At 67.0% G+C, this 25,960-nt stretch carries 24 protein-coding genes; 13 read left to right on the forward strand and 11 right to left on the reverse strand.

Annotated features, from left to right (window positions below):
• The first annotated feature begins 13 nt into the window (after positions 1-13).
• On the forward strand, positions 14-892 hold the full coding sequence (locus BKN37_RS07545; RefSeq protein ID WP_071023990.1) for a crotonase/enoyl-CoA hydratase family protein: 879 nt from the start codon (positions 14-16) through the stop codon (positions 890-892).
• 63 nt (positions 893-955) lie between these two features.
• On the opposite strand, the gene BKN37_RS07550 is transcribed toward BKN37_RS07545, so the two are convergent.
• Positions 956-2,707 carry a DUF3556 domain-containing protein gene (locus tag BKN37_RS07550; protein ID WP_071023992.1) on the reverse strand — a complete coding sequence of 584 codons (1,752 nt, stop codon included), beginning with the start codon at positions 2,705-2,707 and terminating at the stop codon, positions 956-958.
• Between the two features lie 141 nt (positions 2,708-2,848).
• Here BKN37_RS07550 and BKN37_RS28265 point away from each other — a divergent pair, with 141 nt between their 5' ends.
• On the forward strand, positions 2,849-3,304 hold the full coding sequence (locus tag BKN37_RS28265) for a hypothetical protein (RefSeq protein WP_095407019.1): 456 nt from the start codon (positions 2,849-2,851) through the stop codon (positions 3,302-3,304).
• A 7-nt stretch (positions 3,305-3,311) separates the two neighbouring features.
• Here the strand turns inward: BKN37_RS28265 and BKN37_RS07560 are convergent, their stop codons facing one another.
• Positions 3,312-4,208 (reverse strand): hypothetical protein, encoded by an 897-nt coding sequence (locus BKN37_RS07560; protein WP_071023994.1) that lies wholly within the window; start codon positions 4,206-4,208, stop codon positions 3,312-3,314.
• Between the two features lie 105 nt (positions 4,209-4,313).
• On the opposite strand from BKN37_RS07560, the gene BKN37_RS07565 reads away from it, so the two are divergent.
• The 3 genes from BKN37_RS07565 to BKN37_RS07575 all read left to right on the forward strand — a co-directional run bounded on the left by BKN37_RS07565 (position 4,314) and on the right by BKN37_RS07575 (position 8,116).
• Entirely contained in the window at positions 4,314-5,870 is a 1,557-nt protein-coding gene (locus BKN37_RS07565; RefSeq protein ID WP_071023997.1) for a class I SAM-dependent methyltransferase, read from the forward strand.
• A gap of 177 nt (positions 5,871-6,047) precedes the next feature.
• Complete coding sequence (locus tag BKN37_RS07570) at positions 6,048-7,022, forward strand: acyl-ACP desaturase (RefSeq protein ID WP_071023999.1); 975 nt, start codon at positions 6,048-6,050, stop codon at positions 7,020-7,022.
• Positions 7,022-8,116: an NAD(P)-dependent alcohol dehydrogenase gene (locus BKN37_RS07575; RefSeq protein ID WP_071024002.1), complete on the forward strand. Its 1,095-nt coding sequence runs from the start codon at positions 7,022-7,024 to the stop codon at positions 8,114-8,116. Before BKN37_RS07570 ends, BKN37_RS07575 begins: the two co-directional genes overlap by 1 nt.
• Positions 8,117-8,219: 103 nt before the next feature.
• On the opposite strand, the gene BKN37_RS07580 is transcribed toward BKN37_RS07575, so the two are convergent.
• The 8 genes from BKN37_RS07580 to BKN37_RS07615 form a co-directional block, all read right to left on the reverse strand.
• Complete coding sequence (locus BKN37_RS07580; RefSeq protein ID WP_071024003.1) at positions 8,220-9,734, reverse strand: aldehyde dehydrogenase family protein; 1,515 nt, start codon at positions 9,732-9,734, stop codon at positions 8,220-8,222.
• Complete coding sequence (locus BKN37_RS07585; RefSeq protein WP_071024005.1) at positions 9,731-10,573, reverse strand: SDR family oxidoreductase; 843 nt, start codon at positions 10,571-10,573, stop codon at positions 9,731-9,733. Before BKN37_RS07585 ends, BKN37_RS07580 begins: the two co-directional genes overlap by 4 nt.
• A 65-nt stretch (positions 10,574-10,638) precedes the next feature.
• A complete protein-coding gene (locus BKN37_RS07590; protein ID WP_071024008.1) occupies positions 10,639-12,813 on the reverse strand; it encodes a 3-hydroxyacyl-CoA dehydrogenase NAD-binding domain-containing protein in 2,175 nt (724 codons plus the stop codon).
• Between the two features lie 6 nt (positions 12,814-12,819).
• Positions 12,820-14,034 (reverse strand): acetyl-CoA C-acetyltransferase, encoded by a 1,215-nt coding sequence (locus BKN37_RS07595; protein WP_071024010.1) that lies wholly within the window; start codon positions 14,032-14,034, stop codon positions 12,820-12,822.
• Positions 14,035-14,044: 10 nt separating this feature from the next.
• Positions 14,045-15,208, reverse strand: a complete 1,164-nt coding sequence (locus tag BKN37_RS07600) for an acyl-CoA dehydrogenase family protein (RefSeq protein ID WP_071024012.1) — start codon at positions 15,206-15,208, stop codon at positions 14,045-14,047.
• Positions 15,209-15,210: 2 nt separating this feature from the next.
• Entirely contained in the window at positions 15,211-16,032 is an 822-nt protein-coding gene (locus BKN37_RS07605; protein ID WP_071024015.1) for a CoA transferase, read from the reverse strand.
• A 116-nt stretch (positions 16,033-16,148) separates the two neighbouring features.
• Entirely contained in the window at positions 16,149-17,084 is a 936-nt protein-coding gene (locus BKN37_RS07610) for an alpha/beta fold hydrolase (protein ID WP_242657137.1), read from the reverse strand.
• An 85-nt stretch (positions 17,085-17,169) separates the two neighbouring features.
• A complete protein-coding gene (locus BKN37_RS07615; RefSeq protein WP_131823542.1) occupies positions 17,170-17,514 on the reverse strand; it encodes an MDR/zinc-dependent alcohol dehydrogenase-like family protein in 345 nt (114 codons plus the stop codon).
• Between the two features lie 243 nt (positions 17,515-17,757).
• Between BKN37_RS07615 and BKN37_RS07620 the strand changes: the two genes are divergently transcribed.
• Positions 17,758-18,615: an LLM class flavin-dependent oxidoreductase gene (locus BKN37_RS07620; RefSeq protein ID WP_071024023.1), complete on the forward strand. Its 858-nt coding sequence runs from the start codon at positions 17,758-17,760 to the stop codon at positions 18,613-18,615.
• A gap of 192 nt (positions 18,616-18,807) precedes the next feature.
• Here BKN37_RS07620 and BKN37_RS07625 read toward each other — a convergent pair whose 3' ends face one another.
• Positions 18,808-19,542 carry an SDR family NAD(P)-dependent oxidoreductase gene (locus tag BKN37_RS07625; protein WP_071024025.1) on the reverse strand — a complete coding sequence of 245 codons (735 nt, stop codon included), beginning with the start codon at positions 19,540-19,542 and terminating at the stop codon, positions 18,808-18,810.
• Positions 19,543-19,726: 184 nt separating this feature from the next.
• Between BKN37_RS07625 and BKN37_RS07630 the strand changes: the two genes are divergently transcribed.
• The 7 genes from BKN37_RS07630 to BKN37_RS07660 all read left to right on the forward strand — a co-directional run.
• On the forward strand, positions 19,727-20,758 hold the full coding sequence (locus BKN37_RS07630) for an alpha/beta hydrolase (protein ID WP_095407020.1): 1,032 nt from the start codon (positions 19,727-19,729) through the stop codon (positions 20,756-20,758).
• Positions 20,751-21,452, forward strand: coding sequence for an alpha/beta hydrolase (locus BKN37_RS07635; protein WP_071024029.1), 702 nt, complete (start codon positions 20,751-20,753; stop codon positions 21,450-21,452). Before BKN37_RS07630 ends, BKN37_RS07635 begins: the two co-directional genes overlap by 8 nt.
• A 22-nt stretch (positions 21,453-21,474) precedes the next feature.
• Positions 21,475-21,921 (forward strand): SRPBCC family protein, encoded by a 447-nt coding sequence (locus BKN37_RS07640; RefSeq protein WP_071024032.1) that lies wholly within the window; start codon positions 21,475-21,477, stop codon positions 21,919-21,921.
• A gap of 9 nt (positions 21,922-21,930) precedes the next feature.
• The gene (locus BKN37_RS07645; RefSeq protein ID WP_071024034.1) at positions 21,931-22,743 is read left to right on the forward strand and encodes an SDR family NAD(P)-dependent oxidoreductase; all 813 of its coding nucleotides are present in this window, start codon (positions 21,931-21,933) and stop codon (positions 22,741-22,743) included.
• Between the two features lie 142 nt (positions 22,744-22,885).
• The gene (locus BKN37_RS07650; RefSeq protein ID WP_071024036.1) at positions 22,886-23,473 is read left to right on the forward strand and encodes a TetR/AcrR family transcriptional regulator; all 588 of its coding nucleotides are present in this window, start codon (positions 22,886-22,888) and stop codon (positions 23,471-23,473) included.
• 240 nt (positions 23,474-23,713) lie between these two features.
• Positions 23,714-25,528: an AMP-dependent synthetase/ligase gene (locus BKN37_RS07655; protein ID WP_071024038.1), complete on the forward strand. Its 1,815-nt coding sequence runs from the start codon at positions 23,714-23,716 to the stop codon at positions 25,526-25,528.
• 17 nt (positions 25,529-25,545) lie between these two features.
• A partial coding sequence (locus BKN37_RS07660; protein ID WP_194074136.1) for an acyl-CoA dehydrogenase family protein occupies positions 25,546-25,960 on the forward strand: 415 nt, incomplete at its 3' end.

Genomic DNA, 25,960 nt, shown 5'->3' on the forward strand with positions numbered 1-25,960 from the left:
CAGAGGAGCAGCCATGGACTTCACCACGATCCGCCACGACGTCGACGACGGCATCCTGACCGTCGTCCTCAACCGCCCGGCCAACCTCAACGCGTTCACCGTCGAGATGGCCGCGGAGCTGGAGCGCACCTTCGTGTCGGTCAACGACGACGACTCGATCCGCGCGGTGATCGTCACCGGCGAGGGCCGCGCCTTTTGCGCCGGAATGGACCTGTCCAGTGAGGGCAACGTGTTCGGGCTCGACGGGTCGAAGTCCCCGTCACTGGCCGATATGGCCGACCCCGACGATCCCGAGCTGCGTCGGGTCCGCGACACCGGCGGCCAGGTGACGCTGGCGATCTACGCCTGCCGGAAACCGGTGATCGCCGCGATCAACGGCGCCGCGGTCGGGATCGGCGCGACGATGACGCTGGCGATGGACGCCCGCCTGATGTCGACCACGGCACGGTTCGGATTGGTGTTCGGCAAGCTGGGTATTGTCCCGGAGGCCTGTTCGAGCTGGTTTCTGCCCCGGATCGTGGGCATGCCAACGGCTTTGGATCTGGTGTATCGCGCCGACATCCTCGATGCCGCCACCGCGCACGGCGTCGGGTTGGCCCAGGCCGTGTACGAGCCGGACGAATTGCTCACTCAGGCTCGGGCGCTGGCCGACGCCTGGACACGCAACCGGTCGCCGGTGTCGGTGGCGTTGATGCGTCAGATGCTCTACCGCAACTCGGCCCAACCCCACCCGATCGAGGCGCACCGGGTGGACTCGCTGGCGATGTTCTACACCAGCATCGGCGACGGCGACGACGGGGTGCGCGCCTTCCTGGAAAAGCGCGACCCGCGGTTCACCGGGCGCGCCTCCGAGTTGCCCCCGTTCTACGACGAGTGGCTGCGGGGCGGGTAGCCGCCCGTCCCCGGCCGAACGTGAAGTTGGGTTCACGCTCACGCCGCGACGGTGAACCTAACTTCACCCGCGGCGGTCGGGGACGTCCGCAGCCGAGTCCACGTGCACCGGGATATCGTCGTCCCAGGGCTGGCGGGTCACCATGTCGGCCACCCGGACGTAGCCCCGCTCGAATTCCCCGGTGGCCGCATCGACGAGCCGGTACTGCTGGGTTTGCCGGTGGATGGGTTGCGCATCGAGCATCACGATGCGCACCTCGCCGGGCTCGAACCGGCAGCGCTTGTGCAGCGCCGCCACCAGCTGCTCGTTGCTGAAGTGTCCGTCGCCGAAATTCCAGCCGATGGCGGTGCTGGTGATCCGCTCACCGTCGGTCAGGACGTAGTCGTCCTCGTTCTGGCCGGCCATGGCGCGGTGTGCCAGGGTGAACAGTGCCCGGCCGTGAGTGTTGAAGGCGCGGAACGCATACCCCATGTACATCGGGATCTGGGCGGCTTCCTTGCTGCCGTAGAACCTCTCCAGTTGGGCGGCGGGCATGCTGGCGATCGCCACGATGCCGCGCGCGATCTTCTCGTCGGCCGACGGCTTGATGCACCACAGCGTGGTGTCCCAGTTGCCCGCGTAGTAGCGCATGCCCGGCAGGAACGACACCTTGCGCGGGAACAGGTTTCCGAGTGCAACGGTTCCCGCGACGACGGCGAACAGCAGTATCGGCAGCGGCGTGGTCAGGTCACCGAGCCCGGCCTCCGGGTGGCCGACGAACAGCGCCAGCACGGAAAACATCATGAAAACGTTCCACTCCAGCGGCACCCCCATCGGAATCGCCGACAGGATGCCGAAGTGGAAGCACAGCATGATGAACGCGGCGATCGCGGTGGGCCAGCCGCCGTGGCCGAAGAACAGCACCAGCGGCACCAGTCCCTCGATGACCGTGGAAAAGTGCGCGAGCCAGCGTGACCGGCGCCCCGGCCGCAGGTCGTCCGGGAAGTGTTCGAAGAACTTGCGTTTGATCGACCGCGCCCGAAACAGTGGGTTGTTGCTCATCATCGTCGAGATGACGAACGGGAAGTGCTTGTTGAGTTTGGACGTCGCCGCACCCAGCCAGATCACCAGACACACCAGTTTGGCGCCCAGGATCATGTCCACCCCGTAGCCGGTGAACAGGAAGGCGACGGTGAACGAGGCGTACACCTCGCCGCGGGCGGCCAGGAAGATCACCTTGTCGCGCACCCCCAGCACCGCCAGCACACCCAGCACCGCCCAGATCTGCCAGGCCGGCAGCACCCCGACCGTGGTGCCCAGCGCCGGGACCGGTCCGGTGCCGTCGGAGAACAGCGCGATCACCAGCAGCACCAGCAGCGCGCCGTACAGCAGCGCGTCGACCGGGGTGCGCCGGTCACCGGCGGTCAGCGGTATCCGGTTCGGCCACGGCGGCAGCCGGATGGTGCCGGGCCGCAGCCAGTACAGGATCGAGCCCATCGGCGGGAAGAACCGGTTGTTCAGCGGCCCGAAGCCGCAGCCCAGGCCGACCACCTCGAACAACATGGTGTAGAGCACGACCTTCTCGAACACGATCGGCTCGGCGTACCAGTGCGCGACATTGGTAAAGCCGTCGATGCCGGCGGTGGTCAGTGCGATCAGCAAGCCGCCGAGGATGTAGAGGCCGATCTTGACGACGTAGAACAGGTGCAGCAGCACCGGGGTGCCGAACCCGACCTCGGCCCAGTGCCGGGCCATCGGGATGATCTTCTCGGCGCGGGTGCCCTTGCTCCATTCCTCGAAGTCGATCTGCGGGGTGTCCTGTTTGAGAAATCCCATGGCCGACAGATTAGAACGTGTTCTAGAAGTTCGGGTGGGGGTTGGCGCGTTGACCCTTGACTACTACCGAGCGTAGTAGTAAGAAGGTGGGTACCGGCCGGCTCTATCACCCGCACACACGTCAAGGGACGGTGATCCGTGATGAGCGATCACAACGACTCGGATCGGTTCCTGCGCTGGGCCGCAGTGGCTTTCGCGATCGGCTTCGCGATCCACGGCCTGGACCATCTGCGCCGCGGCATGTCGGCCTCACCCCCCGCCGTCATGGTCGGCGGCACCGTGCAGGCGGTGTTCGTTGTAGTCGCGGTGGCCCTGGCGTTCAGGAATCACCCTCGTGCGCCGCGCACGGCGGCGCTGGTGGGGTTCGGCAGCGCGCTGCTGTTCAGCTACGCACACCTGCTGCCCACCATCTGGCCCGGCTACCAGGACAGCTTCGTCTCGCTGCCGCACACCAACGTGACCTGGTTTTCCTGGTTCAGCGCGGTCGCCGAGATCGGCACCGGCGTCGTCGTCGGCTGCGCCGGCATCGCGGCCGGCCGCCGCGAGCGGTCCACCACACCGCCGCCGTACTGCGAATCGCTGCCCGTCGATCGCTGACTCGGGGCTAAAGCTGGCTGAGGGCCTCGCCGAACATCCCTTCCACGCGGATCTCGATGGCCGCGGATTCGTTGTCCAGACGGGTGATCGGCTGCACCACACCGCCGTGCCAGTAGTAGGTGTCGCGGCTGACGGCACCGCCAGGCGGTTCTTGGGTCTGGCCGAGCGTCACCGGCGCCAGCCACTGCACCGCCTCCAGCGTGTGTGGTCCGACCGGGTGCAGAAACAGCAGACTCCGGTGCGGGACGCTGAACACCACCCCCAGCGGCGCAGCGCCGAACAGCGATGCGACCAGGTGCGGCATGTCGAGTGCCTTCGACGCGATGAAGAACGAGTCGCCGGTGAGGGCGAGCACGCCGGGGCCGACGGTCTCGGAGGTGGTCGGTTCGGCGTTGGTGTTGCGCTGCCCCACCTGGTACAGGAAGTCCAGGTCACGGCCGTCGACCGAGCTGTCCCCCAGGGTGACCACGGTGGTGGGCAGATCGCGGTTGAGTTCGACGACCAGACCGTCGAACGCCGGCCTGACGTAGCCCAACGACTGGAGCCCGGAGCCGTCTTTCGGTTGCAGCCGCGTCCGGATCTGCGCGAGCAGTTCGGGCTCGGACAGCTCGCCGATGTCGGGCGCGGAGCGACCTGCCAGCATTTGGTCGAAATGGAACTCGACCCGGGCCGCCCAGTCGGCCTGGGGAAGCTGGCTGCACACCAGCTGCAGGTTGTAGAGGCGGTACTGATAGCCGTCCTGGCCCACCAACCAGTCGTCGCCCAGCACGTCCTCGGGCGCCGGACGCACCTGCACACCCCGGCGGCGCAGCGCCTCAACGGCCAGCTGGCGCACCAAGCGCTGCCGATCCTGGTCATCGCGGATCACCGGCGCGGCACGGCCCTTTCGCCACGGGATGCGCATCGCTGAACCACTTTCGTCGGGATTCACCCCATCGTATGGATCCGGTGACAGTGCGCGGCACACCAATTGCCCTCTGCCCCACCCCGGTGCGGCAGGATAGCGGTCGTGACCGATGCGTTGCGCTATGTCCTGTTTCCGGGCCGCCACCACCTCCTGACCCGCTTTCAGGCGCGCTATCTCGCCGACCTGCTCGGCGGTTGGCTGACCGACGCGACCGGCGCGCCGCTGACCTTCACCGACGACGCCGTCGTCGTCTGGGCGGTGACCAGCGCCAACCACCAGAACACCCGGCGCAACCCGGTGCCGGCCAACCGGCGCGAGGCCGCGATCGAAGCGTTTTCGCAGCGGGAGGGCCTCCGCTCGCTGGTGGTCCCGATCACCGATGTGCCGGCGACCGACCGGTTCGCCGAGATCACCCTCAAGGCCGTCCAGCACGCGACCGCGGGCCGCGCGGCCCTGCGCCCGGAGAACACCGTGGTCGCCTGTTCGACGCCCGGTGTCGCCGCCCTGTATCAGCGGCTGGGTTTTCGTATCGCGCCGGTCGAGCGCGACCACCCCGAACACCCGGCGCACCCGTGGCAACTGCTCGATCTGGTCGCCGGCGGTGACCCGACCTGGCGCCGGCACGCCCATCCGGCCACCGTCGACGTCTTCGACCGGTACGCGCTGGCCGAGCATGTGGCCACGATCAGCGCCGACCCGATCGTCAGCAGCGAGGGGTCGCTGACCGACACCCGTGACTATCGCACCTACAGCGCGGCGTTCGACGCGGCCGCCGAGCGGAAATGGGCGCAGGCCCGCCCCTACCTGCGGCCGGGACGCATCGTCGACATCGGCTGCGCGGCCGGCGCGATGCTGGAACTGCTGGCCGCCGACCCCGAGCTCGCCGAATCCGACCTCTACGGCATCGAGGTGGCCCGCCACCTGTACGAGGAGTGCGAGCACCGCAAGGCGCAGGGCGTCTTCGCCAACCCGAACACGTTCTTCTACCAACGCAATATCCTGGCCGGCCCGGTCTTCCCCGACCGCAGCATCGACACCACCCTGACATTCGCGCTGACCCACGAGATCTACAGCTACGGCGACGGGCTTGCGTCGCTGCGCCGGTTCGCGCACACCATCGCCGAGCACACCGCAGCGGGCGGAGTCTGGATCAACTCCGACGTGTGCGGCCCCGACCATCCCGACCAGCCGGTGCGGCTGGTGTTCCACGAGCCGGGTGTGCGGCGGCCGGCGATCGATCTGACCGCCATGCCGGCCGAGGCGGCACGCGACCATCTGGCCGCGGCGCCGCCCGCGGCTCGCTTCGGTCAGTTCGCCGCCGACTTCCGCCGCGGCACGGGGGTCCCCTTCGACTTCCGGGTGCTCGATGACCGCACGGTGCAGCTGCGGCTGGCCGATGCGATGGAGTTCCTCACCAAATACAGCTACATCGACAACTGGCTCTCCGAGACCCACGAACAGTTCTGCGCGCTGTCCTGGCGAGACTGGGTGGCACTGGCCACCGACCTGGGCCTGGTGGTCGACCCGCGCTCCGGGGCGTGGCGCAACGACTGGCTGGTCGAGCATGTGTTCGATCCGGCCGCCACGCTGCTCACCGCGGACGGCGCGCCGCTGGATTGGCCGGTCACCCACCTGCTGCTGGCGGCCGGCCGCCAGTAAGCGGGGGCCGCCCCCGCAGGCGAACAGCCCGCGGGCGACTTGCTAGCACACGGGCTGATCACGGTACAGTCCTCACCAGCGTTGCGGTGCGCGTCCTGGCCCGGCTCAGGGGTACGGTCAGGTACTGGTCCAATCCAGAGGGGGGACGACCAGGAGAAATGCCGAGATGGGATTGGAATGGCCAAGGATCTGACTGAGATCGAGCTGCTGACGGAGTTGGAGCCGGTAGTAGCCGATTGCACAAACCAGCACCTCGCCATCGCCAAAGCGTGGAATCCGCACGACTACGTGCCGTGGGACCAGGGGCGCAACTTCGCCGCCCTGGGGGGCACCGACTGGGCCGAGGAGCAGTCACAGCTGTCCGAGGTCGCGAAGATCGCCATGATCACCAACCTGCTCACCGAGGACAACCTGCCGTCCTACCACCGCTACATCGGCGAGAACTTTTCGGTGGACGGCGCCTGGGGCACCTGGGTGGGCCGGTGGACCGCCGAGGAGAACCGACACAGCATCGCGATGCGCGACTATCTGGTGGTCACCCGCGGGGTAGACCCGGTGGCGCTGGAGACGGCCCGGATGCAGGTCGTGAACCGCGGCATCCACGCGCCCGACGAGTTCGGCGGGGTGTTGATCCAGCTCGCCTACGTCACCGTCCAAGAGGTGGCCACCCGGATCAGCCACCGCCAGACCGGCCGGGTCTGCGACGACCCGATCGCCGACGCCATGCTCAAACGGATCGCCCAGGACGAGAACCTGCACGCGGTGTTCTACCGCAATGTCACCACCGCCGGGTTCGATCTGGCGCCGGACCAGACCATCGAGGCCGTCACCAAGGTTGTGAAGCAGTTCGACATGCCGAGTCGCGGCATGCCCAACTGGCGACGCAACGGTGCGCTGATGGTCAAGCACGGCATCTACGACCTGCGTCAGCACCTCGATGAGGTGCTGACGCCGCTGATGCGGGCGTGGAAGGTATTCGAGCGCAACGACCTCACCGCACGCGGGGACCGATACCGCAACGAGTTGGGGGAATACCTGGACAAGTTGCACGCCGACGTCGTCAAATTCGAAGAGCGCCGGGCCCGCATCCTCGAACGCACGGCAGCGAAGGCCGATCGCGACGCGGAAACCCAAGTGCCAGTACGGGTGTAGTGCGCGCACTGGCGGCGATTTCTACTGCGCCGGACGCGCCTTTCGACCTGCGGACCGTCGACATCGGCGCACCCGGCGCTGATGAAATCCTGGTAAAGCTTGCCGCAACCGGGATCTGCCATACCGATCTATTCTTCAAGTCGAAGGTGCCGGCAGCGTTGGGGCCATGCCTCTTCGGTCATGAGGGCACCGGGATCGTCGCGAGCGTTGGCTCAGCCGTCACCGGCATCACGCCGGGTGATCACGTCGTGCTCAGCTATCGCAGCTGCGGCTGCTGCCGGCCATGCCGGCAGGGCCAGCCCGCCTACTGTGACCGCAGTACCGAGTTGAACGCGCTGGGGGTGCGCCCCGACGGTGCGCCGCGGGTCAGCCACGCCGGTACCCCGGTGCTCACCGGTTTCTTCGGGCAATCCAGCTTCGCCGAATACGCACTGGCCCACCCCGACAACGTCGTCGTGGTCGACGGTTCCGCCGACAAGGCCGTCATCGCGGCCCTCGGCTGCGGATTTCAGACCGGTGCCGGTGCGGTGCTCAACGTACTGCGGCCCAGCTCGTCGTCGCGGCTGGTGATCTACGGGAGCGGCAGCGTCGGTTTCGCCGCGCTGCTGGCGGCCCGCGCCGCCGGGGTCGAGCGGATCGTCGCGGTGGACCCGGCCGAACAGCGACGGGAGCTGGCGGCCGAGTTCGGCGCGGTCGCCATCGACCCCACCGATTCCGGTGCTGGGCAAGCGATCGCGGCGGCGACGGACGGCGGCGCCACCCATGCCCTGGACACCACCGGCATCCCCGAGGTGATCAAGCAGGCGGTCCGCGCGCTACGCGCGATGGGGGAACTGGCGGTGGTCGGCCTCGGGAAGCCCGAAGTCGCGATCGACATCCAGGACCTGCTGTTCAAAGGCAAGACGATCCGCGGCTGCATCGAGGGCGATGCGCAAATCCACGAGTTCATCCCCGCCCTGATCGACCTCTACACGGCGGGGAAGTTTCCCATCGACCGGCTGGTAACCCGTTATCGTCCCGACGAATTCAACCAGGCGATCGCCGACCAGGCGGCCGGGAGGGTGATCAAACCGGTCGTCGTCTGGGAACACTGAGTCCCCGCGAGCAGACGTAAAAGCACCCAATTCCGGCGGGGCTTTTGCTGGGGGTACCGTCCGCTTGCGGGGGACTGCTCGCGGCCGGTGCCGCGCGGGACGGTCAGAGCCGGACCCAGCGGCGCACGTCGTGTGCCGCGATGAACTGGAATGCTTTTTGCACGAACCGTATTCGTCGGGCGGTGTACGGGAACCAGAGCGGTTCTCTCTTTAGGGCCGAGACTCGTGGCACGGTGATCGCCTTGGCCCGAGTGTATTTGCGCAGCCCGTGCGCGCCGCCGAGCCGTGCGCCGGTGCCCGACGATTTCCAGCCTCCGTGCGGCAAGGTGGTGGCGAACAGGTTGGCGGCGGCGTCGTTGATGTTGACCGCGCCGGCCTCCAGGCGACGAGCGATCTGCACGCCACGGGCAATGTCGCGGGTCCACACGGTGGCGGATAGCCCGTAGGCCGAATCGTTGGCCAGTCGCACCGCTTCGGCGGCGTCGGCGACCTTGACGACGGGAATGGTGGGCCCGAAGGTCTCTTCGCGCATGCAGGACATCGAGTGGTCGACGTCGATGAGCACGGTCGGTTCCAAGAACAGTCCCGGCCCGGTCGGCTTGCCACCCACGGTTGCCTTGGCGCCGCGAGTGAGCGCGTCGTCGACGTGGCGTACCACGATGTCGCGCTGGGCTTCTGTGGTCATCGCGCCGACGTCGACGGTGAAGCCCCCCGCGTCAGCGCCTTGGCGCAGTTTGCCCACCACCTCGGTCAGGCGAGCGACGAACTCGTCGTAGATCGGGGCCTCGACGTAGACGCGTTCGACCGACACGCAGGCTTGGCCGGCGTTGAACAGCGCACCCCAAGCGATACCGGGCACGGCACGGTCGAGGTCGGCGTCGGCGAGCACGATCGCGGGATCCTTGCCGCCGAGTTCGAGGCTGTAGGGGATCATCCGGTCGACCGCGCGGTGCGCGACGCGTTGCCCGGTGCGCGTTGATCCGGTGAACTGCACATAGTCGACGTTGTCGACCAGCGCCTGGCCGGTGTCCCCCGCGCCGGTGACGACCGCGAACACCTCCGGCGCGCCGATTTCGCGCCAGCCGCGGGCCATTTCCAGCGCCGACAGCGGGGTGACCTCCGAGGGTTTGAGCAGCACCGCGGCCCCGGCCAGCAGCGCCGGAACCACGTCGAAGCCGGGGGTGATGACGGGGAAGTTCCACGGCGTGATCACACCCACCAGCTGATAGGGCTGGCGCACCAGGGTGAGCTTTTTGGCCAGCGACAGCACTCCCGACGGCTTGACCCGTTCGTCGGCGAGGAACGTCGCAGCGTTGTCGGCGTAGTAGTTGAGCACCTCGCAGATCGCGGGAACCTCGACGACGGCCTCGGCCCGCGGTTTGCCGGACTCGGCGGCCACCACATCGGCGATGCGTTCGGCGTTGTCGAGCAGCCAATCCCGGTATCTCCGCAGCCATGTCGCCCGCCCGTCGGGTCCCAGCGCCTCCCATGCGGGCTGATGCCGCCGTAGCGCCCGCGCGGTGTCGGCGACCACCTCGGGCGCCTGGTTGGCGACGGTGCCGACCACCGTGCCGTCGACGGGATTGCGTACCTCGATACCCGGCAGGGTTGCGGTCACTGCTCTTCCAGCCGCCGGTGGTAGGCGGCGCGGGCCATGGGGTCGGCGCCGCTGACGAGCTGGTCGAACTTCAAGGCGTGGGCAACCGCAAAGCGCGCCTTGGCGGGCAGCAACGACATCGATGTCAGGATCCCGCCGAGCGCCGCGGGAACGACCTTGAGCGGCCGGTCCTTGGTGACGGCACTGACGATCCCGGCGGCGACCTCCTCCGGCTCGGCGGTACCCAGCGGCTTCGCCCAACCGGGCACCCTGGTCCCCGCCGACAGTTCGGTGTTGATGATGCCCGGCAAGATCGTGCTCACCCCGACGCCGTACGGATGTAGCTCGCGGTGCAGCGATTCGGTGAAACCGACCACGAAATGCTTGGTGCCGCAGTAGGTCGCCAACCCGGGCTCACCGGTGACACCCGCCAGCGAGGCGATGTTGACGATGTGACCGGCGCGCCGGAGCATAAAGCGCGCGGCCGCCAGCCGGGATCCGTTGACCACGCCATGCACGTTGATGTCGATCATGCGGCGGGTCATGCTCGGCGACTCGTCAACGAACAGCCCGGTCGGCATGATGCCGGCGTTGTTGACCAGCACGTCCAGCGGGCCGAGCTGCGCTTCGACCTCATCCAGGAAGGCCGCAAACGAGTCGGGATCGGTGACATCGAGCGACAATCCGACGACCGTTGCACCCGGCTCAGCGCCGAGCTCGGCGGCCACTTTCTCGGCGAGTTCGGCGTCGAGGTCACCGATCGCGACCTTCGCGCCGTTGGCCAGGAATGCTTTCGCGGTGGCCAGCCCGATGCCGCGGGCGGCGCCGGTGATCGCGACGACCTTATTTTCTAGTTCCATGAGTCAACCTTTCGTCGAAACCCCTGGCGGCAGCGAGTAGCTGGCGGCGGCGCTGGTCGCGCAAACTATTGCGGCGCCGATTCACGATGCGGGAGGCGTAGGCTCGCGGGCACCTGAAACCGCGGCCCGTACTTCGCGGCAAGATCCTCGGCGCGCTGGCAAAACGCCGCCACGCCGCCCGGGTAGCCCGCGACGAATTGGCGCACGCCGCCGGTCCACGGCGGGAAGCCGATGCCGAAGATCGAGCCGATGTTGGCGTCCGGGTCGGCGTCGATGACGCCGTCGTCGTAGGCCTTCTGGGTTTCGATCGCCTGGATGAACATCAGCCGATCCTGCAGATCCTGAAACGACACGCTCGGCTGGCGGCTGGTCTTCCACTGCTCGCGCAGCCCATCCCACAGGACGGTGCGTTTGCCGTCCGCATAGTCGTAAAAGCCCGCACCGGCTTGCTTTCCGGTGCGCTCGAACTTGTCCATCAGCGTGGCGATCACCTCGGCGGCCACCGGAACCGACTCGCCCAGTGGTGTGCCGTCGGCCTGCGCGGCCTCGATCGTCTCGTCCATGATCTTGCGGATGGTGCCGAAGCTCAGTTCGTCGGCCACCTGCAGCGGCGCCGCCGCGTAGCCGGCCTGCAGGGCGGCCTGCTCGATGATCGCCGGGTCCACACCCTCGGCGAGCATGGTGATGGCCTCCAGCAGCTGCGCGCTGAACACCCGGGTGGTGAAAAAGCCGCGGCCGTCGTTGACGACGATCGGGTACTTCTTGATCGCCAGCGCGTAGTCGATGACCCGGGCCAGCGTCTCATCGGAGGTCTTTGCGCCACCGATGATCTCGATCGGGTCCATCTTCTCCACCGGGGAAAAGAAATGGATACCAATGAAGTCCTCCGGCCGGCCCACCGCGGTCGCCAGGCCGGTGATCGGCAGCGATGACGTGTTGGAGCCCAACACCGCGCCCGGCTCGACAATGTCCTCGATCTCTTGGAACACCCGGTTCTTCAGCTCGGTCTTCTCGAAGACCGCCTCGATGACGAAGTCGACGCCGGCGAAGTCGGAAGCGTCGGCGGTCGGGGTGATCCGGTCCAGCAGCGCCGTGACCTTCTCCTGGGTGGTGCGGCCCTTGGCCAGCGCCTTGGCCTCCAGGTTCTCCGAGTACGCCTTGCCGTTGCGGGCCGCTTCCAGCGTCACGTCCTTGAGCACCACCTCGATGCCGGCTTTCGCGGTCACATACGCGATGCCGGCGCCCATCATGCCCGCGCCCAGGACCCCGACCTTGGTGATCGGCCGCTGCGCGATCCCCTCGGGTCGTGCCGCACCACCCTGCACCTTCTGCAGGTCGAAGAAAAACGCCTGGATCATGTTCTTGGCGACTTGGCTTTTGATCAGCGACACGAAGTAGCGCGACTCGATCAGCAGTGCGGCGTCGAAGTCGACCTGCGCTCCCTCCAGCGCGGCGGCCATGATCGCCCGCGGCGCGGGCATCCGATCGCCCTTGAGCTGCTTGTGCAGGTTGGCCGGGAACGCCGGCAGGTTTTCGGCGAATGCCGGCGTGGACGGCGAGCCACCGGGGATCTGGTAGCCCTTGACGTCCCACGGCTGGATGTTCTTGTCCGGGTTGGCTTTGATCCACGCCTTGGCCGCCGGCACCAGCTCGTCGAGGCAGGCGACAACCTCGTCGATCACCCCGACCGCCTTGGCCTGCGCGGGCTTCATCCGCGCGCCGGTGAGCAGCACTGACATCAGCGCGGGCTGGATGCCGATCAACCGCACGGTGCGCGCCACCCCGCCGGCGCCGGGCAGCACGCCCAGCAGCACCTCGGGCAGGCCGATCTGGGTGCCGGGCACGTCGGCGGCGATCCGATGATGGCAGGCCAGCGCCAGCTCCAGGCCGCCGCCCAGCGCCGCGCCGTTGATCGCGGCGACGACCGGTACACCGATCGTCTCCAGCCGACGCAGCTGCGCCTTCAATTCCGTGGTGAGGTCGAGGATCTCGGCGGGCTGCAGCGGCATCACCTCATCGACCAGCACGTCGAGGTCCATGCCGGCGAAGAAGGTCTTCTTCGCCGAGGTGAGCACGATCCCGGTGATGTCGTCGCGCTCGGCCTCGATCCGGTCGAGGGCGGCGTCCAGCGAGTTGCGGAACGCCTCGGTGATGGTGTTGGCGCTGACGCCCGGCTCGTCCAGCGTCAGGGTGACGATGCCGTCGCCGTCGCGGTCCCAACGAATCGTGTTGTCCGTCATGTGGTGTTAGACCCTTTCGATGATCGTCGCGACGCCCATGCCGCCGGCGACACACAGCGTGATCAGGCCGTAGCGGCCACCGGTGCGTTCCAGCTCATCGAGCACGGTGCCCAGCAGCATCGCGCCGGTGGCACCGAGCGGGTGGCCCATGGCGATCGCGCCGCCGTTGACGTTGTACTTCTCATCCGGGATGCCGAACTGCTGCTGGACGTGCAACGCCACCGCGGCGAATGCCTCGTTCATCTCGAACACATCGATGTCGTCGACGCTTAGACCCGCGATCGCCAGCGCCTTGTGCACCGCGGGGATGGGGCCCTCGAACATCAGCACCGGGCTGGCACCGCTGGTGGCCGCCGATATGACGCGGGCACGTGGGATCAGACCGGACGCCGTGCCCGCCTCTTCGCTACCGACCAGCACCAAAGCAGCGCCGTCGACGATGCCGGAGCTGTTGCCGCCGGTGTGCACATGGTCGATCTTCTCGACGAACGGGTACTTCTGGATCGCGGTCGCGTCAAAGCCGCCGAATTCGCCGATGCCCGCGAACGCCGGCGCCAGTTTGGCCAGGTCGTCGACCGTGCCGCCAGGGCGCATGTGCTCGTCGCGGTCGAGGATGGTGACACCGTTGAGGTCGCGCACCGGCACCACCGATTTCGCGAAGTAGCCACCCGACCACGCCGCGGCCGCCCGCTGCTGCGACCGCACGGCATACCTATCGACGTCCTCGCGGGTGTACCCCTCGATGGTGGCAAGCAAATCGCACGCGACACCCTGCGGGATGAAGTAGTTGTCGTAGGCGGTGGCCGGGTCGTAGGCCATCGCGCCGCGGTCGCTGCCCATCGCCACCCGCGACATCGACTCCACCCCACCGGCGATGACCAGATCGTCGAAGTCCGAGCGCACCGACTTGGCTGCCAGGTTGACCGCCTCCAGACCCGAACCGCAGAACCGGTTGAGCTGCACCCCGCCGACGGTGTCGGGCATACCGGCCAGGTTCACCGCCGTGCGGGCGATATCCATGCCCTGATCCCCCACCGGCGTGACACAGCCCAGGATGACGTCGGAGATCCGATCTTCGTCCAGATCGGGAAACCGGGTGCGTAGCTCGTCGATCAGCCCGACGACAAGGAAGATCGGCTTGACACTGTGCAGTGCGCCGCTGGGTTTGCCCTTGCCGCGCGGTGTGCGGATCGCCTCGTAAATGTATGCCTCAGTGGTCATTTTCGTGTCCTCACAGCGAGCGGCTGATGATTTCTTTCATGATTTCGCTGGTGCCGCCGTAGATCTTGTTCACCCGGGCGGCGGCGTAGGCACGCGCGATCGGGTATTCCATCATGTAGCCGTAGCCGCCGAAGAACTGCACGCAGCGGTCCACGACGTCGACGGCTTTGTCCGCCGCGATGAGCTTGGCCATCGACGCGGTGGCCGGGTCGTTGTTCCCGTCGATGTAGGACTGGATGCAGTAGTCGACGGTGGTTTTGATCGACAGTGCCTCGGCCTTGAGTTCGGCGAGCTCGAATTTGTTGTGCTGGAACTTGATCAAGGGACGACCGAACGCCTCACGCTCCTTGGTGTACTTGATCGCCTCCAGCACCGCGGACTCGGCCAGCCCGGCGCACAGCGACGCGATGATGAGCCGCTCGCGGGCGAGCTGTTCCATCAGCTGATAGAAGCCGAGACCCTCCTGCGCACCGAGCAGATTCGCCACCGGAACGCGCATGTCGGAGAAGAACAGCTCGCGGGTGTCCTGGCCGTGCTGGCCGACCTTCTCCAGCACCCGGCCGCGTTCGAAACCCTTTAGTTTCTCGTCGGTTTCGGCCACGATCAACGATACGCCGGCGGCGCCCTGGCTCGGGTCGGTCTTGGCCACGATCACCAAGAGGTCACAGTGGGTGCCGTTGGAGATGAATGTCTTGGAGCCGTTGATCACGTAGTGGTCGCCGTCGCGGATTGCGGTCGTCTTGACCGCCTGCAGGTCCGACCCGGTGCCCGGTTCGGTCATCGCGATCGCCAGCACCTTCTCGCCGTTGATGATGCCCGGCAGCCAGCGTTGCCGCTGTTCGTCGTTGGCGTAGGTGTTGATGTAGTGCGCGACGATCGGTGAGTGCACGATCCAACCGGTGGACGTGTCGTGCGCCAAAGCGAGTTCTTCGGCGACCACCGCGGAGAATCCGAAATCGCCGCCGGCGCCGCCGTATTCCTCCGGAAGGTCCAGGCCGAGCAGACCGGCGTCGCCGAGCTTGTTCCAGAATTCGCGGTCGACGGCGTGCTGGGCGGCCCACCGCTCCTGGTTGGGCGTGGACTCCTTACGCAGGAACTCCGCGGCGTGCTTGCGCAGGTCGCGGTGGGCGTCGGTCTCCCACGTCGCGCGGTAGTCGGGGAATAGTTCGGACATGTCTACCTCACTTTGTTCAGGGGGATATCCAGGTGCTGCGCAATGTCTTCCAGCTCCGCGGTGGTCTTGACGGCGAACGCCGCGCGCAGGCTTTCGTGCGTCCCGTCGGCACCGAACGCCGTGAGTGTGCGCGTGAAGAAGTGCGGCTCGATCGCCCCCAGGGCGACATACCCGTCGGCGCATTCATAGATGCCATAGCCCGGGAAGGCGCCCCCCAGCGCCGCGCCCTCCCCCATCAGCCGGTACCGCACCGCGTCGCCGGCGCGGGCGGCGGCCTCCTCCAACACCACCCGGTACGCCTGCCCGCCGCCCAACCGCTCGCGCGCAATGAGCGCGGCCAGCGCCACCGACACCGCGCGTTCGGCGCCCAGCATGTCGGCGATCGGCACCTTCGGCATGTGCGGCGGCGTCAGGGTGCCGTGCACAGCCTGATAGTTCAGGTCGTGACCGGGTACCTCGGCCCGGTCGCCGTCGTGCCCGACGATCTCGATCAACGAGAGCTGCGGGAACGTCTCGTGCGGGGCAGTCAGTCCCAGCCGGGCCAGCGCCGACGGCCGCATCGACGTGATCAGCAGATCTGCCGCCGACAACAAGTCGTCCAGCTTGGCCCGATCCCCGACGTCCTTGATGTCCAGCGTCAGTATCCGCTGCCGCGCAGCCAGGTGCTCGTACCAGTCGGGGGCCGCCGCGGCCAGCGGGTCGCCGCCGGGCGGTTCCACCTTGGTCACCAGCGCGCCGAGTTCGGCGAGCCGCGCGGCAGCCAACGGACCCGGCAGATTGATCGCCAGCGACACAACGAAAACCCCGTTGAGCGGCTGCGCCATGACGATCTCCCATTCCGATGACGATACAAATGTATCGTACAGGAGTCAGATGTAAAGTCAACCGCATTCCGTCGTGCGACGGCCGCACCACGGACCGCGTGAACGGTGTTTCGGAGTCAGCTGGCCTTCGTGCGGTCGTTCGACAGTTGCACCAGTCGGGCGATCTCGGCATTGAACCGCCGCGGGTCCTCGATGTTCGAGCAGTGCCCGACCCCGCTGAGCATCACCTGCCGATCGAGCGCGCCGCGGGCGCAAAGCGCGGCCACGATCGGCTCGGATGCCGGGGGTGGTGTCAGCCGATCGCGGTCAGCGGTGAGCACCGTCGTCGGCACGGAAAGGTTCGCCAGCCCTGCGGTCACGTCGAGACGCACCAGGGCCCGCCACCAGTCGAGGCGAGCCCGCGCCGGGCAGGCCTTCACCACCGCCTCGGTGAAGGCGACAGCTTCTCGCGATGCGGCGCGCGACAACACAGCGGCTTGAAACAGCCGACGGTAAACGGCCAGTGGCGGCAGCAGGACGACGGCCCCGCACAGCAATCGGCGGACCACCAGGAAGCGTCCCGGAAACGGGAGGACCGCGATGTAGGACTCGCACCGCTCGGCAACGGTGTTCGCCAGCAAAACCGCACGGGCGTAACGACGCACCTGCTCCGGGTGCCGCATCGCCCAGGCCATCACCGTGATGCCACCGAAACTATGCCCGACGATAACGGCGGTGCGACCGGTCGGGATCGTCGCTGCCAGGACCGCCGCCAAATCGTCGCCCAGCACCTCGGGTCGCGTGGCGCGCCTGCCCGGCACGCTGCGGCCGCTGAGCCGCTGGTCGTAGGCGATGATCCGGTACTTTTCGGCAAGCGCGTTGATCTGCGGATTCCAGTACTCGATGCGGGCCGCGAAACCGTGTATCAGCACAATGTGCGGGGCCTCCGGCGAGCCGGAGCAGCGCACATGCAACGACGCGCCGTCATCGGTGGTGACAGTGATGTCGTCGGACGCAATAACGGGGTCGGCAAACAACCCCGCCGCGCCTTGAGGCAACGATCCGGCGGCCATCTCGAATCACACTCCTTATCCGAAGGACTACGGGTTTCGCCTCTACCCTGGAGCCGCAGCAGCCCCGAGGCAGCCCACGAGCTAGTCACGGTTCGGCTGTTAGGACCGCGCGCATCGTGACGCGCTCGGCGAAGGCACGTTCGGCGTCGCGAAGCGGGAAGGTCTGCACCAGCGGGCTGATTCCCTTGAGCACGGCGAAGTTCAGGGCGTCCTCGCTGTCCGCAGCGTGTCCGCTGTACCACCCGCCGAGCTGCCGGCGGGCGAACACCAGTTGGTCGGTCGCGACCGGCAACGGGGTTTGGTCGTTGGCCAGGATGCTCAGCTTGCCGTTGGGCGCCAGGCCCGAAAGCAGGTCGGCTTGGGCGGTACTGGATCCAAACGCCGCGTTAGCCCGCTGGGCCTGCATGGCCCGCATCACTGCTCGCGTCATCGCGGTCTCTCCTCGTTGGCCACTTGGGGCCGGGCCGCCGTGGACGTCTGGCGTTCCCGCTGCAGCGTTGGCATGCCGCAGGTGTCTACTTCAGGCTGAAAACAATACACATGCAATGGTAATATTGCGATTGTATTGGGATCCCGCTCGGCGCAGCCGCGAATCTCGCCAGAGGTTTGAGTGCTCACGCGAGAGCAACGGCGAGTCAGAGGACCATCCACGAGGAACCGAGAGGACAACGTGATGCGAATCGGCGTGGGTCTGCCTAACCACATCGCTCACGCGCCCGGGTCGATCATCGGTGAGTGGGCGCGCCGCGCCGAGCAGCGTGGTTTCGCCGACCTGGCCACGATCGACAGGATCGTGTATCCCTGTCAGGACCCGATCGTGAGCCTGTCGGTCGCCGCGGGCGCCACGCAACGGATCGGCTTGGTGACGAACATCCTGCTGGCGCCGGCCTACCCGGCGGCACTGTTGGCCAAACGGCTCGGCAGCCTCGCGGATATTTCCGGTGGCCGGCTCACGGTGGGTCTGGGTGCGGGCGGGCGCGCCGACGATTTCGCCGCGTCCGGCGTCGATTTCGGTCGGCGAGGCCAGGTTTTCGACCAGACCGTGCCGCTGCTGCGCCGGGAGTGGTCCGGCGAGGTGGCCGCCGGCAAGCGGGCGTTGTGCGCCACCCCGGTGCGGATCCCGATGCTGTTCGGTGGCATGTCGACGGCGACCCTGCGGCGCACGGCCCAGTGGGGCGACGGCTGGGCGGGGGGTGCGGTGCGCGACTATCCGGGCCTGTCCGACTTCGCCGAGCGGGTGCGGGCGGTGTGGCGCGAAGCCAGTCGCGACGGCACGCCCGTGCTACAGGCGTGCGTGAACTTCGCCTTCGGCGACGCCGACGCTATCCAGGCCGGACACGCACATTTGCGCAGCTACTACGGCGACACCCCCCAGTTCGCCGACGTCGTCGTCGCTGACATGCTGACCGCCCCCGCCGACGCCGCCGACACCGTCCGCGCCTTCGGCGATCTCGGCTTCGACCGGCTGCTGTTTCATCCCAGCACCGCCCGGCTCGATCAACTCGAGCGACTCGCCGACACCGTGCTTTGACGCGAGCTTCCGGCTGTCGGTACGGCTACCCGACGGCTACTGGAAGGCACGGCCAGCTCAAGGGTTCGGTGAATGGTTTGACACCGCCGACGTCGGCATGCTCAGCGCCGACGGCGAATTGACGCTGGTTGGGCGTGCCACGGACTACATCGGCGCAACAGAGATACACGCCGGAGAAATCTCTTGCATCCGTCACCACGGAGTCATGCCATGAGCGGATAACCACTGTCCAGTGGGTACCTCGGCGGCGAGAATGAGTGCCGCGACGTGACGCCCTGCCTGTTCCGGCGAAAGTGGAGCCAGGACGCGGGATCTGGGGTTCATGTCGGTTCGCGACCAGCCGGGGTTGATCGCGTTGACGGCAATCTGGCGGTCAGCCAACAGCTTCGACAGCAAAACCGTAAAGGTGTTGAGCGCGCTTTTCGACATCCGATAGGCCAGCATCACCTCATCGGCGGCAACACTGGAATGATCGAGAGTGGCAAACGACGCGGTCGCACTCGATAGATTGAAGATGCGGGCACCCGCGCCCAGCAGCGAAAGCAAGTATCTGGTCACCCTCGCCGGTCCAACAGTGTTGATCTCCAAGGTTTCCCGCAGAACATCTGGATCCAGCATGGCTTCGACAGTGTCGTCCACTGGATCGAGCAGAACACCCGCATTGTTCACGAGAATGTCGAGTGACCCATGTGTCCTGCCGATCTCGGCCGCGGCCTCGGCAACACTGACGTCGGAGCTGACATCGATAACGACCGACTCTGCCACCAACCCGTCGTCAGCTAGCCGGGCTACCGCGTCCAGACCCGACTTCCGCTCGCGCGCACCGATGATCACCCGGGCGCCGGCTGCATTTAATGCACGAACCGTAGCAAATCCCAATCCGCGGTTGCCGCCGGTCACCAGCACGACGGGCGCGTTCGCAGTCAAGTGTCGCGACCTCCAGAAAGCGGCGATGGCATCAGGCGGAGCACGATCTGTGCAGGTGAGCGCTGGATCAATGCATGCGCTGTACGCTAATATCGTGTACTATACGATCATACCGGCAGGGCGATCAAGCCCTCGGGCAGGTCAACGAGGCCGGCAGGTAGGCCCGTCGATGGGAGGCACAGCCATGGCGTTGCCGACGGGGGCATGGCCAACCACCCGCAGCAGCATCCGGGCGCGGATCTCGTACGCCGCCGCGACCTGCATGCTGCCCCCGCTCATGCGGCGCATCATCGCCGCCGACAAAGACGTGCCATTCTCGGTGCGCAGCGCCACCGTGGGGCGGCGGATCAATACCCTCGCGCGCTTGCAACGACGGCGCCCGTTTCCCGGATTGTCCGTCACCCGCCACGCCGTCGCCGACGGCGTCACGGTCGAGACCCTGCAGATCGCCGACTGCAGCGCGCGGCTGCGCGACGGCGCCATCCTCTACTTCCACGGTGGCGGCTTCTTCATGGGTAGCCTCGACTCCCACCTGCATGTGGCCGCGACCCTTGCTCGTCGCGCACACCGTCCGGTCGTGCATGTCGACTACCGCCAGCACCCCGACTGCACGATCGCCGAGTCGATCGACGACTGCGTCACCGCCTACCGGTGGCTGCTCGCCCAGGGCGCCGGGCCGGTGGTGTGCGTAGGAGATTCCGCCGGCGGATTCCTGGCGTTCGCAACCGCGCTGAGGGCAGCAGCCGAGGGGCTTCCCGCGCCCGCCGGCGTCGTCGGCATCTCCCCCCTGCTCGAGCTGGACGGCGCGGCCCGCACGGCGCACGCGAACGCGTCTCGCGATCCATTTGTCGGGGCCGCGGTGGTGGCATCGATCATCGACTGCGTCGGACCACCGCCGTCGTTGAACGATGAGCTGTCGCCGCTCAACGGCCCGCTCGAAACGCTGCCGCCCGTGCTCATCGTCGCGGCCGAGTCGGAACTGCTGCGCTGCGACGCCGAACGCATGTACGCCGCCCTGACGGCGATCGGACGGCCGGCCACCCTGAAGATCTGGCCGAACCAACTCCACGCCTTCCCGGCGTTGTTGCCGTTCCTCCCGGAAAGCAAGGCCGCATTCGCCACCATCGTCCGATTCATTCGCGCGTGCTTGGACGAGCCCGACCACGCCGACAACACGGCTGCCGGCGAACCGATGAGAGGAGAGCACGGTGTCTGACAAACCAGCCATCGTTCTGGTTCACGGATTCTGGGGCGGTGCCGCGCATTGGGCGAAGGTGATCGTCGCATTGAACCAGCGCGGCTACGACAAACTCCACGCGGTGGAGATGCCACTGACGTCGCTGGCCGACGACACCGCACGCACCCGCAAGATGATCCAACAGATCGACGGCCCGGTGCTGCTGGTCGGCCACTCCTACGGCGGCGCGGTCATCACCGAGGCGGGCGACCTGCCCAACGTGGTCGGGTTGGTGTACGTCGCCGCGTTCGCCCCGGACGCCGGGGAGAGCCCGGGCGGAATCAGCCAGGATCTGCCGCCAGCGGCGTTCGACAACCTCGCTCCCGACTCCGACGGCTATCTGTGGATCAAGGCGGACAAATACCACGAAAGCTTTTGCCAGGATCTGCCCGCCGATGAGGCCTTGGTGATGGCGATTACCCAAAAGGCGCCCCTGGCATCGACTTTCGGTGATGCGATCACAACCCCGGCCTGGAAGACCAAGCCGGTCTGGTATCAGGTGTCCACCCAAGATCGGATGATCAACCCGGACAATGAAAGACGGATGGCCAGGAGAATGAACCCACAAAAGGTGATCGAACTCGACGCCAGCCACGCCTCGTTGGCCTCGCAACCCACGGCCGTGGTCGACTTGATCGACGAAGCAGCGGCTAGTCCACAAGTGCGGCCATAGCGTTGTGCCTGGAACACCGGACGTGGAGTCTGCGGAGCGCATCATCGCGGCACCCGCGGACAGAATATTTGCTCTCCTGACAGATCCGGCCCGACACTGTGAATTCGACGGCTCGGGCGCGGTTCGCGGGGTGCGCGGGCCCACCACCCGCCTGACTCTGGGTAGCCGGTTCGGGATGTCGATGCGCAAGGGCTTGCCGTACGCGATGATCAGCACCGTGATCGAGTACCAAGAGAACCGCCGCCTTGCCTGGCAGACCCGCGGCCCAACGGCCTTGGGCCGATACGTCGGCGGTCGGATCTGGCGTTATGAACTCCAACCCGTCGACGGGGGCACACTGGTGCAGGAAACCTGGGACATCTCAAAGGAGTCGGCGCTGACCAAGTGGATGGTGCGGCCACAGCGTGCAGCGACGCGACGGAATATGGCCGCGACACTGGCTCGCATAGAGCGAATCGTTTGCGGGTAAGGCACGCCGATGGGTCTTCCTGCCCCAGGCCCGGGCCGCACCGCGGTTGTCACCGGCGCCTCGTCGGGGATCGGCTACGAACTCGCTCGGGAATTCGCTGCCCGCGGGCACCACGTCACCCTGGTCGCGCGTCGCGCCGACAGGCTGGAGGAGTTGGCCGCCGACATCTCCCGGTCGGGGGGACAAGCGGCCGTGATCGCCATGGACCTGTCCAACCGGGCCGCGCGGGCAGACCTGCCCAACCGGGTGGCGGCACTCGGCCTAACCACCGATATCCTGGTCAACAACGCGGGCCTGTCGACGCTTGGGCCTGTGGCCGCAGCCGACCCCGCCGGCGAGATGCACATGATCGAGGTAGATGTGATCGCGGTGGCAGACCTGTGCACCCGGTTTCTGCCGGGCATGGTCGAACGAGGCCGCGGCGCCGTCCTCAACGTCGCCTCCACCGGCGCCTTCCAACCGCTACCTGGCCAGGCGGGCTATGGAGCCTGCAAAGCCTTCGTGCTGTCATACACCCAGGGCCTGTGCGGCGAACTGTCCGGCACCGGTGTGACCGCAACGGTGCTTTGCCCCGGGCCGGTGGACACCGGCTTCGGTGAGGCCGCAGGCATTTCGAAGCAAGACGCCCAGTCCGCGCTGCCGGCGTTCCTATGGATCAGCCCCCAAACGGTGGCCCGCACCGCGGTCGATGCGCTGGCGAAGGGCCATATCGTCGTGATACCAGGTTTGGCTAACCGGCTTGCCGCAGTCCTGGGACGGCTCACCCCGAACCGGCTACTGGTCCCGTTGCTGGCCAAGGGACATCCGGGCTTGCGTTCTTGACCGTGACGCCGGCCTGGTCTACCAGTCTCGATGCCTGACGAGGTGGCGACACCAACCTTCACTAACGATGCGGGCCGTATCGCAACCCGGTCAGACGTACAGGGTACTTTATGGTCCAGTAGAATGCCGGCGAGGAGGCGACATGGTGAATCCGCGGGCGACCAATGAGGACCTGACCGCCAAAGCACGAATCCGCAACGCCGCCCTGGACCTGTATGCGCAATACGGTGAGGATCGAGTCTCGTTGCGCGACATTGCTTCTGCAGCCGGGGTGACGCTGGGCCTGGTACAACACCACTTCAAGACCAAGGCCGGCTTGCGGGACGCGGTGGACCAGTTGGTGGTGGACTATTTCGCCCACGCGCTCGCCGAGGTCCCCGCCGAGCGGGGCACCCGGCGCGTCGCGGCGGCACGCGACGAGGCCGTGGCGGCCATGCTCCGCGACAACCCACCCGTAGTGAACTACGTGCGGCGGGCACTCTTGGAGCCCTCCGAGGACCGGATGCACCTCCTCGATGTGCTGATCGACCTGACCCGCCGCGAAGTCGCCACCCTGCGCGGATCCGGACTCGCCTCCACCAAACGCCCCGAATCCACCCAGATCCTGGCCGTGTTGGTGCGGCAGATGGGTGAGCTGCTGTTGCAACCGATGGTCGATGCGGTGTGGGAGCGCGTCGCCGCCTCGGTCGACGACCCAAAGCCGCGGCTGCACATCACCGTCGACGGTTGATCGACGCGCACCATCCCCACCTCGTGCGGTCGGAGACGGTGACGCGTTGCCCGTAGCCGTCGGCGAGTTCGTCGGCACACGGGAGGAAGGGTCCTTTCCGCCGACCCCATCACCTAGCTCGATTCACCCCAGACAAGCTCACCGTGGGCGCATTGGGTCGGCATCGTTCGCCCAGGCCTTGCCCCATCTACAATACGCCTGTATTGTAGACAACACGCGTGACTAATTAGGAGGTCTGCGATGGGGAGTTCGACCACCGGTCGCCCGGCCACGCTGTGTGAGGCGTTTCAGGCCACCGCGGCCAAGTTCCCAGACCTGGTTGCGCTGCGCACGATCGGCGACACCACCACCATCACGTGGCGGCAGTACCGCGATCGGGTGCAGGCGATCGCGGCTGGGCTGGCCGGGCTCGGCGTCGGGCGCGGCGACACCGTGACGCTGATGATGACCAACCGGCCCGAATTCCACCTGTGCGACACGGCGGTGCTGCACACCGGCGCCACCCCGTTTTCGGTGTACAACACCAACCCGCCCGAAGTGCTGTCCTACCAGTTCGACAACGCCGACAACCGGGTGGTGATCTGCGAAAGCCAGTTCCTGCCACAGATCTCCGCAGCCATCGCACAGGGCGGCCGCGTCGAGCACATCGTCTGCGTCGACGACGCACCCGACGGCACCATCGGGCTGGGCCACCTGGAGGCGTCCCCGGCGTCCGGCTTCGACTTCGAGGGGTCGTGGCGGTCGGTGCAACCCGACGACGTCCTCACCATCGTCTACACCTCCGGGACCACCGGCCCGCCGAAGGGGGTCGAGCTCACCCACACCAACTTCATCGAAAACGCCCGGATCACCGAGGAATTCGGCGGGGTCGGGTTCGCCGACCGCAGCGTGTCGTATCTGCCCGACGCGCATGGCGCGAACCGCTGGTTCACGCACTACCAGAACCTGCTCTACGGCTTGCAGATCACCACCGTCGACGACGTCAAGGCCGTGCTCGGTGCGTTGACCGAAGTCCGGCCGACGGTGTTTATCGGCGTGCCGCGGATCTGGATCAAAGCCAAGGCCGGCCTGGAGGCCGCCCTCGCCGCGGAGTCACCCGCCAAGCAAGCCCTTGCCGCCTGGGCGTTCAGCGTGGGCCAAGCCAAGGTCCGCGCGGCTTCGGAGGGGCGTGGACGCGGGCTAGCCGATAAACTGCAATACGCGGTCGCCGACCGGCTGGTGCTGTCGAGTGTGCGCGCCCGGTTGGGCATGGATCACTTACGCATCGTCGTCACCGGCGCAGCACCGATCCCGCCGGAGGTTCACGAGTTCGTTCTCGGTCTGGGTATCCCGCTGTGCGAGGGATACGGGATGACCGAATGCACGGCCGCGGCAACCGTAAACCGCCCGGAGCGGATCAAGATCGGGACCGTGGGCACCCCGGTCCCGGGAACCGAGGTCACCCTCGCACCCGATGGCGAGGTCCTGCTGCGCGGCAAGAACATCATGCGCGGTTACCGCAAAGCCCCGGAGAAGACCGCCGAGGCCATCGAGTCCGACGGCTGGCTGCACACCGGCGATATCGGCGAAATCGACGCCGACGGCCACCTGCGCATCGTCGACCGTAAGAAAGAACTCATCATCAACGCCGCCGGCAAGAACATGTCGCCGACCAACATCGAGAACGCCATCGCCGCCAATTGCCCGCTGGCCGGGCCGGTCGCGGTGATCGGTGACGCCCGGCCCTACAACACCGCGCTGATCACACTCGACCCCGACGCCATCGCGACATTCGCCCAGAAACACGGGCTTTCGGAATCGGCGTCGGAGCTAGTCAACGACCCAATGGTGCGTGCGGAAATCGAGGCCGGGATCGCCGCCGCCAACCGCAAGCTGTCCCGAGTCGAGCAGATCAAGCGATTCACCGTGCTGCCCGACACCTGGGAACCCGGAAGCGCATACCTGACGCCGACGGCCAAGCTTAAACGCAAACCAATCGCCACGGGCTACGCCGCCCAGATCGACGCCATGTACGCCACGGCGGACCAACCCGTCTCCGGAGCAGGCAATCGATGATTCGCAGAGGAGCCGCGATGACCAGCCACCCCGGGAATCCGTCGTTTGATGTGTTTGCACTGCCCGACGAGCACGTGGAGTTGCGTGCGGCGATTCGGGCGTTGGCGGAGAAGGAGATCGCGCCGTATGCCAAGGAGGTTGATGAGCGGGCCCGGTTCCCCGAGGAAGCTTTAGCGGCGCTGAATGCGTCGGGGTTTAATGCGGTGCATGTGCCCGAGGAGTACGGGGGTCAGGGCGCGGATTCGGTGGCCGCGTGCATTGTGATCGAAGAGGTGGCGCGGGTGGACGCGTCGGCGTCGTTGATTCCGGCGGTCAACAAGTTGGGCACGATGGGCCTGATCTTGTCCGGGTCGCAGGAGCTTAAGGCGCAGGTGTTGCCGTCGTTGGCGTCGGGGGAGGCGATGGCCTCTTATGCGCTGAGCGAGCGGGAGG

Origin of the sequence: Mycobacterium talmoniae, assembly GCF_001854525.1 — a bacterium.
GTDB lineage: Bacteria > Actinomycetota > Actinomycetes > Mycobacteriales > Mycobacteriaceae > Mycobacterium > Mycobacterium talmoniae.